Consider the following 16,387-nt stretch of genomic DNA (forward strand, 5'->3'; position numbering starts at 1 on the left):
GGTCTCAGATGCGCGGTTTCTCCTGCATCTCGTAGGCCTCGATGATGTCGCTCTCCTTGATGTCCGAGTACGACCCCAGGGTCATACCGCACTCGAAGCCCTCGCGGACCTCGGTGGAGTCGTCCTTGAACCGTTTGAGCGAGCTGATCGTGAGGTTCTCCGCCACGACCACGCTGTCCCGCAACAACCGGGCCTTGGAGTTACGCCGCACGATGCCGTTGAGCACCATGGAACCGGCGATGGTGCCGACCTTGGAGGACTTGAACACCTCGCGCACCTCGGCCCTGCCGAGCTGCACCTCTTCGTACTCGGGCTTGAGCATGCCCTTGAGGGCCTGCTCGATGTCCTCGATGGCGCGGTAGATGACCGAGTAGTACCGGATCTCCACACCCTCGCGGTTGGCGACCTCGGCCGCCTTGCCCTCCGCTCGGACGTTGAACCCGAGAACGATGGTGTTCTCCGCCGTCGCGAGGTTGATGTCGCTCTCGTTGATGCCACCGACGCCGCGGTGAATCACCCGCAGCTCGACCTCGTCACCGACCTCGATCTTGTTCAGGGATTCCTCCAGCGCCTCGACAGTACCGGAGTTGTCACCCTTGATGATCAGGTTGAGCTGGTTGGTCTCCTGCAGGACCTTGTCCAGGTCCTCGAGGCTCACGCGCTTGCGCTTGGCGGCGTTCTGCGCCTCGCGGATCCTGGCGGCACGGCGATCCGCGATCTGCCTCGCCACCCGGTCCTCGTTGACCATGAGGAAGGTGTCACCGGCACCGGGAACCGAGGTGAACCCTACGACCTGGACCGGTTGCGACGGCTTGGCCTCGGTGACGTCCTGATCGTGCTCGTTGATCATCCGACGTACCCGACCGTGCGCCCCGCCGGCCACGATCGAATCCCCGATCCGCAGCGTGCCGCGCTGCACCAGCACGGACGCCACCGGGCCACGACCGCGGTCGAGATGCGCCTCGATCGCCACGCCCTGGGCCTGCATGTTCGGATTGGCTCGCAGGTCGAGGGTGGCGTCCGCCGTGAGCAGGATCGACTCGAGCAGTCCCTCGATGTTCTGCCCCTGCTTGGCGGAGATCTCCACGAACATGGTCTCGCCGCCGTACTCCTCGGCGACCAGGCTGTACTCGGTGAGCTGCTGCTTGATGCGGTCCGGATCGGCACCCGGAACATCGACCTTGTTGATCGCCACCACGATCGGCACGCTCGCCGCCTGGGCGTGGTTGATCGCCTCGACGGTCTGCGGCATCACGCCGTCGTCGGCCGCCACGACCAGCACGGCGATGTCGGTGGACTTCGCACCCCGGGCACGCATGGCGGTGAACGCCTCGTGACCGGGAGTGTCGATGAAGGTGACCGGACGGTCCTGGCCCGCCAGCTCGGTCTGCACCTGATAGGCACCGATGTGCTGGGTGATTCCGCCTGCCTCGCCCTCCTGGACGTTCGACTTGCGGATGGTGTCCAGCAACCTCGTCTTACCGTGATCGACGTGTCCCATGACGGTCACGACCGGCGGACGCGACACCAGCTCGTCGCTGCTGCTGCCGGGGTCACCGAAACTGAGATCGAAGGATTCGAGCAGCTCCCGGTCCTCGTCCTCGGGGCTGACCATCTCGATCTTGTAGTTCATCTCCTGGCCGAGCAGTTCGAGCACCTCGTCGGAGACGGACTGCGTGGCGGTGACCATCTCGCCGAGATGGAACATCGCCTGCACCAGCGAAGCCGGGTTGGCGTTGATCTTCTCGGCGAAGTCGGTCAACGAGGCGCCCCGGCGCAGCCGCAGCGGCTCGCCGTTACCCCGCGGCAGCCGCACCCCGCCGACCGAGGGCGCCTGCATGTTGTCCATGTACTCCTGGCGCTTCTGGCGCTTGGACTTGCGCCCGCGACGGGACGGACCGCCCGGCTTGCCGAAGGCACCGGCCGTGCCACCACGGCCGCCTCCCGGACCGCCACCGGGCCGTCCCCGGAAGCCACCGCCGCTGCCGCTACGGCCACCGCCGGGACCGCCGCCGGGACCGCCACCGCTCGGCGGACCACCACGGCCACCACCGGGGCCACTGGGAGCACCACCGGCCGGAGCGTTGCCACCACGGCCGCGACCACGGCCACCACCGGGGCCACCACGACCGCCGCCACCGGAACCACTTCCGGCGCCACCACCGGGTTTGGGTGCCCGGGAGGGCATCATGCCCGGATTCGGACGCGGCGGCATCATGCCGGGATTCGGCTTGGCAGCACCTTCACTGCGCTGGTCGCTCTTGGCCGCGGGGGTCTGCTGCTGGCCCTGTCCCGAGCCCTGCTGCTGACCGCCCTGCTTGTCCGGGCGCTGACCGCCGCCCTGCTTGTCGGGACGCTGGCCGCCGCCCTGCTTGTCCGGGCGCTGACCGCCCTGGCCCTGACCGCCTCGGCCGGACTGACGCTGGCCGCCGGAGCCGCCCTGGCCACCCTGCTTTCCGCCGGAGCCGCCGCGTTGTCCCGGGGAACCGCTGCCGACACCGAACGGGTTGTTGCCGACCCGCGGCGAGCGCGGCCCCGGCTTCGGAGCCTGCGGCTTGGGCGGCACTACGCTGCCGTCGCTGCTTTCACCGCCGGCCTGCTGCTGTTGTTGTTTGTCCGAAGGACGCGGACCGGGCTTGGGTACATTGCGCGGTCCGGGCTTGGGGGCCTGACGTTCGCTCTTCGCCGACCCGTCCTGGCCGGAACCGGCCTGGGCCCGCTTGTTCGACTTGTCAGCCGGAGCCTGCTGCGCCCCGTTCCCCTGGCCGCTCGAGTCGGCGCCCTTGGCCTGCTCCTCGCTGGAACCGGTCTCGTCCCGGAACTCGGCAGCGGGCGGCCGCGAGCGTTGCGAGTCGGCACCCTCGCCGGACCGCTCCGAGTCGGCCTCGGCCGCGGGCTTCGCCTCCGGAGGCCCCGGTTTCGGGCCTGGCTTGGGCCTCGGGCCGGGCTTGGGAATTCGCGAGTCCGTCTTGTCGGAACCGGAGCGCGACGTGCTCTGTTCGGACTGGGTCTGGGCCTTGGTGTCCTGCCCGTTCGTCTTGTTCTCCGACTTCGACTGCGTAGCGGTACTACCGTTGTCCGCTGCGGCCGCGGTGGACTTGTCCGCCTTGGTGAACGCGTCGCGCAACCTGCGTGCCACAGGTGCTTCCACCGTCGACGACGCGGACTTCACATACTCGCCCTGGTCGGCGAGTTTGTTGAGTACGTCCTTGCTTGTAACGCCGAGCTCCTTGGCGAGCTCGTGCACGCGGGCCTTACCTGCCACTGCTCTCCTCATCTGGTGAGGTCGGGCGGCAGACCCGCTCGACCTCGTCCTACTGCCGGTGCGCGTTCATGGCTTCAGCTTCACGGCTGATTCATGACGGGTCGACCTGCTTCCTTTAACTGCCTGGTACGGGAAAAACCCGTGTTGGCTTGCTCGTGAGCAACCTGCTCCACATAGGCCTGCACTGTTGTGCTGTCGAGTTGTCCTCGCACGCGCAACGCGCGTGGAAAGGCCCGACGCCGTTCGGCCGAACGTAGACACGCGGGATCGGGGTGCAACCACGCACCCCGTCCCGAAATCCTGCGCTCGGGATCGGGGACGGCCTCACGGCCGCCCTCGGCCACCACTCGCAGCAGATCGGAAGCCCACGTTCGGGTGCGACAACCGATACACGTTCGGATCGGTTCGTGAGTTCCCCCACGGTTACCGGTCGATCGTGTACGAATTCTCGCCCCCTCGCGCTGAGCCACCTGTGATTCTAACCCGTAGTTCTCACTCCGCCGAACCCACGGTCGGCAGATCATTCACCTGGGAGACGAACCCCTCCACACCCGGGGGTTCGGCATCCGGATGCCCCGCGGTCGTGGCGGGCGAACTCGGATCGGCATCACTGCGAATGTCGATGCGCCATCCCGTCAGCCGAGCCGCCAACCTGGCGTTCTGGCCCTCCTTGCCGATCGCCAACGACAGCTGGAAATCCGGCACGATTACCCGCGCCGTCTTCGCTCGTTCGTCGACGACCTCCACCGAGACTACCTTAGCCGGCGAAAGCGAGTTACCCACGAAAGTCGCCGGGTCATCGGAGTAGTCGATGATGTCGATCTTCTCCTGGCCGAGCTCGTTCATCACGTTGCGCACCCGGGCGCCCATCGGACCGATGCAGGCTCCCTTGGCGTTGACCCCCTCGACCGTCGACCGCACGGCGATCTTGGAGCGATGCCCGGCCTCCCTGGCCACCGAGGGGATCTCCACGGTCCCGTCGGCGATCTCGGGGACCTCCAGGGCGAACAGCCTGCGGACCAGGTTCGGGTGGGTGCGCGAGAGAGTGATCTGCGTACCGTGCACCGTGCGTGAAACGCCGACCACGTAGGACTTGATCCGGCTGCCGTGCTCGTAGCGTTCCCCCGGAACCTGCTCCGCCGCCGGGATGACGCCCTCGCTGTCACCGACCTCCACCACGATCATGCCGCGGGAGTTGGCCCTGGCGTCGCGCTGGATGACTCCGCCCAGGACCTCGCCCTCCTTGGTGGAGAACTCACCGTAGGTCTTCTCGTGCTCGGCGTCCCGCAGCCGTTGCACGATCACCTGGCGCGCCGTGGTGGCAGCGATCCTGCCGAACCCCTCCGGCGTGTCGTCCCATTCCTCGGCGACCTCTCCCTCGGGCGTGAGACTGTGAGCAATCACACGCACCACGCCGGTCTTGCGGTCCACCTCGACCCTGGCGTGCGGTTGGTGCCCCTCGGTGTGGCGATAGGCCGTCAGCAGGGCCGACTCGATGGCCTGAAGGACCGTCTCGAATGGGATGTCCTTGTCGCGTTCGATCGCCCGCAGCGCGGCGATGTCGACGTTCACCTCGACTCCTCCGTGTCATTTCCGTCGCCGCCGTCGTCCGCGGCAACGTCCGCGGCCCGATCGAGCTTGACCAATTCCTCCGCCGGTGGCTGCTGGAACTCAACCTCGACCACCGCGCGCTCGATGTCACCGTAAATCAACCGACGAACACGACCACCGGCCAGAACCAGCACACCGTTCTCGGCCGCGGGGCCGACCCTACCGAGCAGCTCCTCACCGCCGACCGTTCTGATCCTGGCAAGCCTGTTGCGGGCACGATGCCAGTGCCGCTGTTTGGTCAGTGGACGATCGACACCGGGTGAGGTGACCTCGAGGTTGTAGGGCCCCGCGAGCACGTGTTCGTGCTCGTCGAGAACCTTGGAGAGGGCTCTGCTGACATCGGCGATGTCATCGAGCGCCACCCCATCGTCGGCATCTATGATCACCTTGACCAGCCGCCGGCGACCGGCTTGCTGCACGTCGAGTTCCTCGAGGTCGTATCCCACCTCCGCTACGGCCTGCGAAACGGTGGGCGTCAGGCGCGCGACTATCTCGTCCCGCGGCGGGCTGGACACGTTTGCACTCCAAAAAGTTCGCGGCGGCTGAAATTGTCCGGTGCAAGGCAACGCCGGGTGATTTTCCTACGAACCGACGTCACCCGCTTCGCGGGGCGGCGAAGCCCCACGGTCGTGACGCACCGACGGTGACCGTGGTATTCCAGGGTATCGCGTCCAACCGCTGGCGAGCGCGGCGTACGGCGAACCGATAACGACACGATCACGGGACCACGGGCGATCGATCACCGCCACCGGCTGGCAATATATGTGACCGTGGATTTTCCTCCCCGCATCGGTCGCGACACCCCCGCCGGAAACGTGGACCGACGCACTCTGCTGCGCCTTTCGGCACTGGCCACGTTGTCACCGGTGTTGCTGAGCTGTTCCGGTGCCGCGGAACCGGACCCTGATCCGCTGGTCGAGCTCGCCGAGACGGCACGGGCCGACGCGGAGCTGGCACGAGCCACGGCCGAGAGCCACCCCGAGCTCGCGGAGAGCGCGCGGGTCGTCGCGAACGCACGCGACGAACACGCAGCGGAACTGAGACGCGAGATCGATCGCCTGACGGGCGGTGGCTCCACGAGGACGAGCACTGCCCCCACCGAGCGGCAGGGCACCGCGGCGGGGTCCGAGCAGGCCGCGGAACGCCTGCGGGCCGCGTTGCACGAGGCACAGCGGCAGGCGGCCCGGACCGTTCCCGAACTGTCCGGCTACCGGGCGGGGCTCGCGGGGTCCGTCTCGGCCGGATGCGCGGGTCTGCGGGAGCTCGTGGCATGAGTTCGACGGAGCTCTCCGGAACGAGCGAACAGGCAGCGCGGAAAGCGCTGGAGGCGGAGCACGCGGCGGTGTGGCTCTACGGGCTGGCGACGGCCTTCACTGAGGATTCGAAGGTGAGATCGGGGATCGACGAGGCCGCGGCGACACACCGCGAGAATCGCGATCGCACCCGAGGGTTGCTGCGCGCCGCGGGTGTCGCGCCGCCCTCGGCCGAACCTGCGTACCGTCCGCCGAAGACCGTCACGGACCAGAACTCGGCGCTGCGCGCGCTGCTCGCGGCCGAGCAGGACTGTTCCGTCGGCTGGCTGGCGGTGCTGGAACGCTCGGAGACCCGGCAGCTGAGCGAGCTGGCGCTGACCTGCCTGACCGATGCCGCGACCCGGGCGACGCGGTGGCGGTCGCGGTTGGGGATCGAACCGAGCGCTCTCGCGTTTCCCGGACGGGAATAGCCGAACGGAGCGGGCGCTCGGGATCCTCCGGACCAGCTCCGGAGGCAACGGTCCTCCGGCGAACCGAACGCGGGCCCGTGGCACGCACTCGGTGTCACACCCGCCCCGGAAACCACCCGCGAAACCGGCACCGCTCCCCGACCCCGTGTCCTTCTGCCCCGCGACTGGGCGACGAACTGGTCAACCGGGGTTTTTGTCCTGGTAGCCGCCGAGTTTCAGGGCTTCGGTGGTGACGCTTTTGAGCCTGCCGTCGTCACTGTCACTGCGCCCGAAATAGGACGACTCGCCGATGACGACCAGACGCTGCCGCTGCAGCGAGTCGTACCCGTAGTCGTGTGACAGGCTCGGGTACTTCTCCGGCATGTCGCGCCCCGCCGTGACGAGGTCCTCGATGTTGCCGGTGGCGTTGCGGGTCGCCATCCGCTCCAGCCGCTCGGCGCTCTCGGCATCGGGCATGCGCACGGTGACCACCGAGGTCAGCACCCGCTCTCCGTTGTCCAGCTGTGTGGTGTACAGCGCACGGGTGAGGTGCTCGCAGGGGTTGTCGGCGAAGAAGTCCGCGATCTTGCCCGTCGAATGCTCCGCACAGTTGTCGGGCTCGTCGTTGAGTTGACGTTCGAAGTCGTAGGCGGTCTGCGGTTTCCCCGCGTCCTGGGTGGAGTCCTCGGAGGTGCCGGGGGGCGCGCTCGGTTTGATCATCACCCACAGCAGCCCGGACACCACCGAAACCGCGCAGAGCAGCAGCGCACGTTTGGCCCACCCCAGCGGAGTGATCCCGCCACCGCCACCTCCGGAACCGGATGAACCGCCTCCGACAGCGCTGTTCGGCACGTCCGCGCCGAAGGCGGCGTACCCGGGATTTCCCCGTGACGGATCGGACGGTGGGGAAACCTGACCGGGTCCCGGTATCGGCCCGGACGGCCCCGGGCCCGGAGGCTGGGCCCCCTGGGAGTGCTGCGGGTGCGAAGGCTGGGATCGAGGGTGCTGGGGCTGCCCGTGATTGGCCCGCTCAGGTGGGGGAAACGTCGGTCGGGTGCGTTCCTCGCCGGATCCTTCCGAACGATCCTGTCCATGCCACGCCGGCGTTGCTCGTTCGGGTGACCCCCCGTGGCCGCCGCGGACAGCATTGAGTGGCGCGGTGTCCCCGCGCTCGAAATTTTGCTGCGACCCCGTCATCTGTTCGGGTGCACCGTGGTGATCCGACACGGGCACCTACCGTAGCGGGTAACGATCGGGCAGAGAACAGCACATCAACTACGACGGAAAAGCGGAGTCGGACCGGAGCGCGTCCAGGAGCGCCCGAACGTCCTCCGCCGTGTTGTAGACGTGGAAAGCCACCCGGATCCTGCCGTCCCGCTCGGCGAACCGAACACCGGCATCACGCAGCCGTGACACGGCTTCGGGTGCCTCGAAGGAGACTATGGGCGAAGCGGGTTCGGCCAGCCCCAGCTCCGAACACAACGACCCGGCCAGCTCGAGGCAGTGCTCGCGGATCGCGGCCCTGTCCAGTCCGACCAACCAGCGCAACGAGGCCGCCGCTCCCAGCTGTGCGAACCAGTCCGGCGAGGAGTCCAGCGAACGAGCGTCACTCGCCAGCCGCAGCGGCAGACCGTAGATGCTCTGCCACGGGTCCTCCCCCGCGTACCAGTTCGCGCCGTGCGGACGTGGCCACGGTGTTCCCGTGCCGACTGCCAGCCAGGCCGCACCGCGCGGCGCGAGCAGCCATTTGTAACCGCATCCAACGACCCAGTCCGCCCAGTCCAGCTCCAACGGCATCCATCCCGCCGCCTGAGTCACGTCGAGCAGCACCCGAACACCGTGTCGCTCGGCGAGCGCGCGTAGTCGGTCGGTGTCCATCACCGCGCCGTCGGCGGACTGCACCACGCTGACGGCGACCACGTCGTGATCCGGCAGGGAGTCGAACAACCAGTCCGGATCGACCTCGGTCACCCGCACGCCACGGTCGTGTTGTACGGCGAACGGAAACACCACGCTCGTGAACTCCCGCCGGACCACCAGCACGCTGCTGTTGTCGGGCAGCCCCGCCGCCACCGAGCCGACCAGTTGCCCCACCGAACCGCCGGTGGCCACCCGTTCGGAGGAAACGCCCACCAGTCGAGCGAAGTCCCTACGCGCCGAAGCCACGAATTCGTCGAACTCGGTGGCGGCGAGTCGACCAGCTCGCCACCTGTCGATCACCGCGGACACGGCGTCGGCCGCGAAAGCGGGCGGAACCCCGATGCTCGCGGTGTTGAGATAACCGGTCGGGACCTCGAAGCTCGCACCGAACGACTCGCGCATGGCGGAACGATACCGCAACGAGGAGGGGTGATGATCGCATCGAGAACCATCCGGTTTTCCCGCCTCGGTACGACAGCGGGACACCGCCCCGGCGCCATCCGACCGAATCGCCACGGAGGTCCTAGACTGCCCGGCATGCACAGCGAAGAGGTCGAGATACGCACCGGTGGTCGCGAAGTGGTGCGCGATCTCAACACCGAGTGCGAGAAGTTCCTGCGCGGAGCCGGAGGGGACGAGGGCCTGCTGCACCTTTGGGTCCCCCACGCCACGGCGGGGATCGCGGTCATCGAAACCGGGGCCGGCAGCGACGAGGACCTGCTCACCGCGCTGCGCGAACTGCTCCCGGTGGACGACCGTTGGCGACATCGACACGGCTCGTACGGCCACGGACGTGACCACGTGCTTCCCGCTTTCGTGGCGCCCTTCGTCTCGGTACCGGTGCTCGGGGGACGCATGGCGCTGGGAACGTGGCAGTCGGTGTGCCTGGTGGACACCAACACCGACAACCCGACGCGTCGGGTCCGGATGAGTTTCCTCCGAGGCTGAACGGAACGGTCCCCTCGGCGGTGGCGGACCGTCCCGGGCCCGCGAACGGTAATCTTCCCGGTGTGACGCAACCACCCGGTGGGCCGTACGACAACACGTCCGGCCAATCAGGATTCGGCCCGCGAGGCGGACAGCAGTATCCACAGTGGCCACCCCACTCCGGTGGTTCCCCCGGGAGGTGGTCGACGGATTCCAGTTCCAGTCCGTACGGCTGGCAGTCCGATTCCAACCGCTCGGGGATCCCCGGGGAGTCCGTCTACCGCGGCTTCGGCACGTTCGACGAACCCGCCCGTGGCGGGAATCGCCGGAGAACCCGCTGGGGGGTGGTTACCGGGCTCGCGCTCGCCGCCCTGTTACTGGCGAGTGCGATCACCATCAGCATCTACTACGGAACCGCCTCCTCGCCGTCCGGCGGTAACGTCGCCGCGGACGAGGAGCGGTCCTCGACGACCGCCCGGACCGCGCCGCCGGCACCGGAGCCGGAGATCGACGGCTGGCAGGTGGGCTACAACGAGCGGAGCCGGTTCGCCTACGACGTACCGCAGGACTGGAGCGTGCTGCCGTCCGAGCAGAGCTACACGATTTCCGGTGTTCCGAACGTGACCTTCCACGGCCTCGTGGACGGCCCCTCGTACCGGTGCGGCAACCGTACGCTGGTAGCCGGTCGGGTGGTGAGCGCGTTGGTGGAAGACGAAAAGTCGATGTCGAAGACCGCCGAGGGCTTCTTCGAGGAAGCCGTGACCGACTTCTACGCCACCAACGGAGTCGATCCGGACGTCTCGTTCGAACCGGCGGAACCACGTGAGACCACGGTGGAGGGATTCGACGCGGTCCGGCTGTCGGGCACGGTGACACTGGGCGACGAGCGGAAATCGGGTGACGGGAAAACCGGGTGCCTTCCCACGAAGGCCACGATGGCGACACTCGTGGTACGGGCCCGGGAACACTACGTGGTGCTGGTGGCGAGCGCGGACAGCGAACGGCCCGCCTCGGCACCGAGCGCTCCGGGCGAGAAGGTCGTTCCCCGCATCGTCGACTCGGCGCGGACGGTGCGCTGAGCGGCGGATGGGCTCAGCGGCGGATGGCGGCCACCGCCGAGAATCGATTCGCCACCACCGCACGACGATCTCGCGTTCCCCGATGAACAGGCGGGTGTTCCGCTGCGGCGAGCTCTCGCCGGAGCGGAACACCACCGCGCTGATCAGCCGTGCAGCAGACCGACCAGATGCCCCACGATCCGGTCGGTGGCGATCTCGGTGCGCTCCCCACCGGCGCGGTCCTTGACCTCGACCACACCATTGGCCAGCCCCTTGCCGACCACGAGGATCGTCGGGACACCGACCAACTCCGCGTCGGCGAACTTGACCCCCGGTGAGGCGTTCCGGTCGTCGAGAATCACGCTGATACCGGCACCGTCCAACTCGGCGGAGATCCGTTCCGCCTCGGTGGCCAGGCTCTCGTCCTTGCCCGCGATCACCACGTGCACGTCGGCGGGGGCGACCTCCCTGGGCCAGACCAGGCCGAGCTCGTCGTTGTGCTGCTCGGCGATGGCCGCGACCAGTCGGGAAACCCCGACGCCGTAGGAGCCCATGGTGACCCGCTTCGGTTTCCCGTCCTGCCCGAGCGCGTCCAACGAGATGGCGTCGGTGTACTTGCGGCCCAGCTGGAAGATGTGCCCGATCTCGATACCGCGGGCGGAGCGCAGTACGCCGCGTCCGTCCGGTGAGGGGTCTCCCTCCCTGACCTCGGCCGCCTCGATCGTTCCGTCCGGGGTGAAATCACGGCCGCAGACCAGATCGACCACGTGGTGGTCGGGCTTGTCGGCACCGGTGGCCCAGGCGGTTCCCCGGGCCACCCGGGGATCGACGAGGTAGCGCACCTCGTTGTCACGCAGTGCCGGCGGGCCGACGTATCCCTTGACCAGGAACGGGTTCGCCTCGAAATCGGCGTCGTCGAGCAGGGCCACTTCCAGGGGCTCCAGGGCGGCCTCGAGCCGCTTCATGTCGACCTCGCGGTCGCCGGGCACACCCACCCCGAGCAGCTCCCAGTCCTCGGCACCGGGAGCACGGGTCTTCACCAGCACGTTCTTGAGCGTGTCCGCGGCGGTGAAGGTGCGTTGCCCGCTCTCGGAGTTCAGGAACTCCACCAGGGTCTCGATGGTCGGGGTATCCGGGGTGTGGTGAATCTCCGCCGGGGGGTGGTCCTCGATCCTCCCCTCGGGGGGTGCCGGGGTCGTGACGGCTTCGACGTTGGCCGCGTAGTCGGACTCACTGCTGCGCACGAAGGTGTCCTCACCAGTGGCACACTCCGCCAGGAACTCCTCGGAGGCCGAGCCACCCATGGCACCGGAGGTCGCCGACACCACGGTGTAGTCGAGTTCGAGCCGGTCGAACAGCCGCACGTAGGCCTGCCGGTGGAGCTGGTAGGACCGCAGGAGTTGTTCGTCGTCGAGATCGAAGGAGTAGGAGTCCTTCATCACGAACTCCCTGCCGCGAAGAATCCCGGCGCGGGGGCGTTCCTCGTCGCGGTACTTCGTCTGGATCTGGTAGAGGATGACGGGGAAGTCGCGGTAGGAGTTGTACTCCCCCTTGACCGTCTGCGCGAACAGCTCCTCGTGGGTGGGCCCGAGCAGGTAGTCGCCGTTCTTCCGGTCCTTGAGCCGGAACATGTTCGGCCCGTACTCCGTCCAGCGACCGGTGGCCTCGTAGGGTTCCTTCGGCAGCAGTGCGGGCAGGTGGATCTCCTGGGCACCGATGGCGTCCATTTCCTCACGTACCGCCCGCTCGATGTTGCGCAGCACCCGCAACCCCAACGGCAGCCAGGAATAGATGCCCGGCGCCACCCGACGTACGTATCCGGCGCGCACGAGCAGGCGGTGACTCGGCACCTCCGCCTCGGCCGGATCCTCCCGCAGGGTACGCAGGAACAACGTGGACATCCTCGTGATCACGGCTGCGCGCTCCTTTACGCCCGGCATTCTCCTCGCGTGTTACGGGGCAGCGTAGCTGTCGGGACCACGGTCAGTGGCGAGTCCCCTCCCGGAGGGGAACTCCCGCCCGAAAGGTCCGGAGTACGGGACGCGAGTCCCACGATCGGAGCACAGCGACGGATCTTCGCACGCTCGCCACGCGTGGGTGTGGCTCAATTGTTCCGCACTTCGAGCGAACCGAACACACGATGGGAGCTGTGATGAGTTCGGAAGACGACGGCCCCCTGTTCTGGCATCCGGCACGGCAGCTGGACGGGAAACGCCACGCGATCCGGCAAGACCGCCCGCCGAGGGGCTGGTCGAAGGTCCGGGCGCTGTGCGGCTCGCTGCTGGACCCCGCTCCGGTGAGTTCCACGGAATGGTTGCTGTATCCGACCTGCCGAGCGTGCTGGGACGGCGTGGTTCGTAGGCAGGTACCGGACTTTCCCTGCACGGCCCCCGAGGAGGATCAACCTCCCGAGGAGCGCTGAGGGAACGCGGAACGGCGGCGCCGCGCGGTTGCCCGTTCGGCCGGCGCGGTCAGCCCCGAAAGGTCCACGCACGCGGCCCGGCCAGCCGCGGAAACGACTGCGAAAACCGGGACCACGAAGTCCTGCTACTAGGCTGCGGTGGACCCCACGGGCCTCTTTCGCCTCTCCGGCCCGTCGGAACCACAGGCTCACACGGAAAGGATCCCGGTTTCACGTGTTGGTGTTGCTTCCCCCGTCCGAAACCAAGTCGAACGGCGGTGACGGAGCGCCGCTGCGGCTCGAATCACTGTCGTTCGGGGAGCTCAACCCGGTGCGGGAACGGCTGGCCGACGTCCTGACCGAGCTGGCGGCGGACACCGACGCCAGTCTGCGGGCCCTCGGACTGTCCGAGCGGATGTCGGGGGAGGTCACGCGCAACGCCACGCTGTGGAACTCCCCGACCGCGCCGGCGCTGGAGCGCTACACCGGAGTGCTCTACGACGCGCTGGAGGTCGGCTCGATGTCGGCGGTCGAGCGGTCCCGTGCCGACAACCGGTTGGCGATCGCCTCGGCGTTGTTCGGCATGGTCCGGGGCGGGGACCCGATACCCGGCTACCGGTTTTCGGCGAACTCGGCCCTGCCCGGAGTCGGCCGACTGCACACCGTGTGGCGCCCCGCGCTGGAGCCGGTGCTGGCCGCCGAGCGGGGGCCGGTGGTGGATCTGCGCTCCGGGGCCTACGCCGCGTTGGCGAGAACGCACGGTGCTGTGGCGGTAAGCGTGGTCACCGAACTCGTGGACGGCTCGCGCAAGACCGTGAGCCATCACAACAAGGCCTACAAGGGGCGGCTGGCGCGCGCACTGGCATGTGCCGAGGAGGAGCCCAGCGATCTCGACTCGATAGCGGTGGTGGCGGAAAAAGCCGGAATCGGGGTGGAGCGCGCGGGCGAACGAGCACTGCGCGTGATCGCGGACTGACGAGGACCGTGCCGGTCACCGGCAGCGTCGCCACGCCCGAAGTGGGATAGAATCATCCCGTCGCGTCCGGTCGGTGAGCAGTAGTGCGGTGTGTTCGCCCCGCTCCTCGATCTGGAGAAGCGAGGCGCAGCGCCGCGCGGAGCCGCGGCAGGAGTCGCCCATGACGTCCGGAACCTGCCGGACCCCGGTGTGGCCGACACGCCGTACCGGCGACACCGAACCGGGCTGTCATGCCGGTACGCGCCCGGCCGATCCCGCTGGTACCGGAAATCGTCCACGCCGTTGAACCGTGTTCCGCGACACAACGAGCCCCGGAGAAGGAGAACCGCGAACGTGTCCTGTTACCTCTTCCGCGGTGAGCGGAGCCCGCTGCCCGGCGCGGTTTCGAAATCCGGCGCGGTTTCGAAATCCAGCGCGGTTTCGAAGTCCGGGGTGGTCACGGAGGACGTGCCTGCGGGAGCCGTTGCGGGCCGAGTGGCGACGTCCGAGGCACCGGGGTCGTCATGAACGAGGCGAGTACGGAGCTGCCCGAACGAGTGCGGGTGGTGGGCATCGGCGCCGACGGTTGGCCGGGCCTGTCCCCTACCGCCAGGCAAGCGATCACCGAGGCCGATGTGCTGCTGGGCAGCCGCAGACAGCTCGATCTGGTACCGGAACCGAGTGGTCGCCGGGTCACCTGGCCCTCACCGCTGCTGCCGGCGTTGCCCGGCTTGTTCGCCGAGTACGCGGACAGCGCCGTCTGCGTGTTGGCGAGCGGGGACCCGATGTTCCACGGGATCGGTGCGACCCTGGCCAGGTTGCTGGGACCGGAGCGGCTGGATGTGATACCGCAGCCCTCCTCGGTGTCACTGGCGTGTTCCCGGTTGGGATGGCCGTCGCAGGAGACCGAGGTGGTCAACCTGGTCGGCAGAGCGGTGGAGAACGTCCTGGCCGCACTCGATCCGGGCGGACGCCTCCTGGTGCTGGGCTCCGACGGGACGACTCCGGGCAGGGTCGCCGAGCTGCTCACCGAGCACGGTTTCGGCCCCAGCGAACTGACGGTGCTGCAGAACCTGGGAGCCGCGCACGAGCGGCACCGGACCACGACCGCGGCCGAACTGCGGGAGAACACCGAACCACTCCACGTGCTCGCGGTGCGCTGCCGCACCGAGGAGGAGACACAGCCCCCCTTCGAGCGCTTCCGAACCGCTGGTGCGCCTGGACTGCCGGACGAGGCGTTCGAGCACGACGGGCAACTGACCAAACGGGACGTACGGGTGACCACGATGGCTCGACTGGCCCCCTTCCCCGGTGGGCTGCTGTGGGATGTCGGTGCGGGAGCCGGAAGCGTGGCCGTCGAGTGGATGCGCGCCGCTCCGTCCTGTCGGGCGATCGCGATCGAACGAGGCTCCGAGCGTGCCGAACGGATCGCGCGCAACGCCGCCCGGCTCGGGGTTCCCGAGCTGAGCGTCGTCGCGGGAACCGCTCCGGAAGCGCTGCGGGAGTTGGAACGACCGGACGCGGTGTTCGTCGGCGGCGGAGTGACCGCGCCCGACGTGTTACGGACCTGTATGGAGGCGTTGGCACCGGGCGGACGCCTGGTGGTCAACGCCGTCACGATGGAATCGGAGTCGATAGTGTCCGACTGGTACAGCAGGTTGGGCGGCGAATTGGTGCGCATCGGCATCGAACAGGCCGCTCCGATCGGTGGATTCACCGCTTGGCGTCCCGCCATGCGGGTGACGCAATGGGCGGTGACGAAGCGATGACGGTTCACTTCATCGGTGCGGGTCCCGGTGCGGCCGACCTGATCACTGTTCGTGGACGGGACACCCTCGCGAACAGCCCGGTGTGTCTGTACGCGGGCAGTCTGGTCCCCCGGGAACTCCTGGAACAGTGCCCGCCGGAAGCCCGACTCGTCGACACCGCCAGGATGACGCTCGACGGGATAGTCGACGAGATGCTGGCGGCCCACCGTCGGGGGCAGGACGTGGCACGGCTGCACTCCGGGGATCCGGCGGTGTTCAGCGCGGTGGCCGAACAGATGCGCAGGCTCGACGCCCACGGTGTCGACTACGAGATCGTTCCGGGGGTACCCGCGTTCAGCGCGGCGGCGGCAGCGCTGAACCGGGAGCTCACCGTTCCCGGTGTCGGTCAGACCGTGTTGCTCACCAGGATCGCCGCCCGGGCTACCCCGATGCCGGAGGGCGAGGAGCTGGAAACGCTGGGCGGCAGCGGCGCGACGATGGTGCTGCACCTGGCGGTCAACCGCATCGAGGAGCTCGTGGAGCGGTTGGTGCCGAACTACGGTTCCGAGTGCCCCGTCGCCGTGGTCGCCGGTGCGAGCAGGGACGACGAGATCGTGCTGCGCGGCACGCTGTCAGACATATCCGACCAGGTCAGGCAGGCGGGGATCGAGCGTACCGCCGTGATCGTCGTGGGTGAGGTGCTCACGGCGGGTGAGTTCCCGGACAGCCATCTCTACTCGGTGAACCGTTGTCGCGAGTGATCGCCCGCTTCTGACACCCGGGCGATCTCGCCCTGGGAA

15 protein-coding genes are annotated in these 16,387 nt (G+C 68.3%); 8 read left to right on the forward strand and 7 right to left on the reverse strand.

Going from position 1 to position 16,387, the window contains the following annotated elements:
• Positions 1 to 4: 4 nt before the first annotated feature.
• The 4 genes from infB to rimP all read right to left on the reverse strand — a co-directional run bounded on the left by infB (position 5) and on the right by rimP (position 5,391).
• Entirely contained in the window at positions 5 to 3,265 is a 3,261-nt protein-coding gene (gene infB / locus BM394_RS11890) for a translation initiation factor IF-2 (protein WP_217643457.1), read from the reverse strand.
• An 80-nt stretch (positions 3,266 to 3,345) separates the two neighbouring features.
• Positions 3,346 to 3,711: a YlxR family protein gene (locus BM394_RS11895; RefSeq protein WP_342752681.1), complete on the reverse strand. Its 366-nt coding sequence runs from the start codon at positions 3,709 to 3,711 to the stop codon at positions 3,346 to 3,348.
• A 46-nt stretch (positions 3,712 to 3,757) separates the two neighbouring features.
• Positions 3,758 to 4,837, reverse strand: a complete 1,080-nt coding sequence (gene nusA, locus BM394_RS11900; protein WP_092977685.1) for a transcription termination factor NusA — start codon at positions 4,835 to 4,837, stop codon at positions 3,758 to 3,760.
• A complete protein-coding gene (gene rimP, locus BM394_RS11905; protein ID WP_092977687.1) occupies positions 4,834 to 5,391 on the reverse strand; it encodes a ribosome maturation factor RimP in 558 nt (185 codons plus the stop codon). The genes nusA and rimP overlap by 4 nt, the downstream gene beginning before the upstream one ends.
• 300 nt (positions 5,392 to 5,691) lie before the next feature.
• Here rimP and BM394_RS11910 point away from each other — a divergent pair, with 300 nt between their 5' ends.
• Positions 5,692 to 6,150, forward strand: a complete 459-nt coding sequence (locus BM394_RS11910) for a hypothetical protein (RefSeq protein ID WP_139235205.1) — start codon at positions 5,692 to 5,694, stop codon at positions 6,148 to 6,150.
• Entirely contained in the window at positions 6,147 to 6,599 is a 453-nt protein-coding gene (locus BM394_RS11915; protein WP_092977691.1) for a ferritin-like domain-containing protein, read from the forward strand. The genes BM394_RS11910 and BM394_RS11915 overlap by 4 nt, the downstream gene beginning before the upstream one ends.
• A gap of 180 nt (positions 6,600 to 6,779) precedes the next feature.
• Here BM394_RS11915 and BM394_RS23345 read toward each other — a convergent pair whose 3' ends face one another.
• Positions 6,780 to 7,430 carry a hypothetical protein gene (locus BM394_RS23345; RefSeq protein ID WP_245780125.1) on the reverse strand — a complete coding sequence of 217 codons (651 nt, stop codon included), beginning with the start codon at positions 7,428 to 7,430 and terminating at the stop codon, positions 6,780 to 6,782.
• Between the two features lie 423 nt (positions 7,431 to 7,853).
• Positions 7,854 to 8,900 (reverse strand): aminotransferase class V-fold PLP-dependent enzyme, encoded by a 1,047-nt coding sequence (locus BM394_RS11925; protein ID WP_092977693.1) that lies wholly within the window; start codon positions 8,898 to 8,900, stop codon positions 7,854 to 7,856.
• A gap of 135 nt (positions 8,901 to 9,035) precedes the next feature.
• Between BM394_RS11925 and BM394_RS11930 the strand changes: the two genes are divergently transcribed.
• Both BM394_RS11930 and BM394_RS11935 read left to right on the forward strand, forming a co-directional pair.
• A complete protein-coding gene (locus BM394_RS11930) occupies positions 9,036 to 9,446 on the forward strand; it encodes a YjbQ family protein (RefSeq protein WP_092977695.1) in 411 nt (136 codons plus the stop codon).
• 62 nt (positions 9,447 to 9,508) lie between these two features.
• Positions 9,509 to 10,504: a DUF8017 domain-containing protein gene (locus BM394_RS11935; protein WP_245780126.1), complete on the forward strand. Its 996-nt coding sequence runs from the start codon at positions 9,509 to 9,511 to the stop codon at positions 10,502 to 10,504.
• 143 nt (positions 10,505 to 10,647) lie between these two features.
• Here BM394_RS11935 and BM394_RS11940 read toward each other — a convergent pair whose 3' ends face one another.
• Complete coding sequence (locus BM394_RS11940) at positions 10,648 to 12,396, reverse strand: proline--tRNA ligase (protein WP_092977697.1); 1,749 nt, start codon at positions 12,394 to 12,396, stop codon at positions 10,648 to 10,650.
• Between the two features lie 239 nt (positions 12,397 to 12,635).
• Between BM394_RS11940 and BM394_RS11945 the strand changes: the two genes are divergently transcribed.
• From BM394_RS11945 to cobM, 4 genes are all read left to right on the forward strand, one after another.
• On the forward strand, positions 12,636 to 12,905 hold the full coding sequence (locus BM394_RS11945) for an HC3 family zinc finger protein (RefSeq protein WP_092977699.1): 270 nt from the start codon (positions 12,636 to 12,638) through the stop codon (positions 12,903 to 12,905).
• A gap of 214 nt (positions 12,906 to 13,119) precedes the next feature.
• Positions 13,120 to 13,860, forward strand: coding sequence for a peroxide stress protein YaaA (gene yaaA / locus BM394_RS11950; RefSeq protein ID WP_092977701.1), 741 nt, complete (start codon positions 13,120 to 13,122; stop codon positions 13,858 to 13,860).
• A gap of 503 nt (positions 13,861 to 14,363) precedes the next feature.
• Positions 14,364 to 15,608, forward strand: a complete 1,245-nt coding sequence (cbiE, locus tag BM394_RS11955) for a precorrin-6y C5,15-methyltransferase (decarboxylating) subunit CbiE (protein ID WP_092977703.1) — start codon at positions 14,364 to 14,366, stop codon at positions 15,606 to 15,608.
• Entirely contained in the window at positions 15,605 to 16,348 is a 744-nt protein-coding gene (gene cobM, locus BM394_RS11960; protein WP_092977878.1) for a precorrin-4 C(11)-methyltransferase, read from the forward strand. Before cbiE ends, cobM begins: the two co-directional genes overlap by 4 nt.
• Positions 16,349 to 16,387: the final 39 nt, after the last annotated feature.

The organism is Actinopolyspora lacussalsi subsp. righensis, assembly GCF_900116555.1.
Lineage (GTDB): Bacteria > Actinomycetota > Actinomycetes > Mycobacteriales > Pseudonocardiaceae > Actinopolyspora > Actinopolyspora lacussalsi.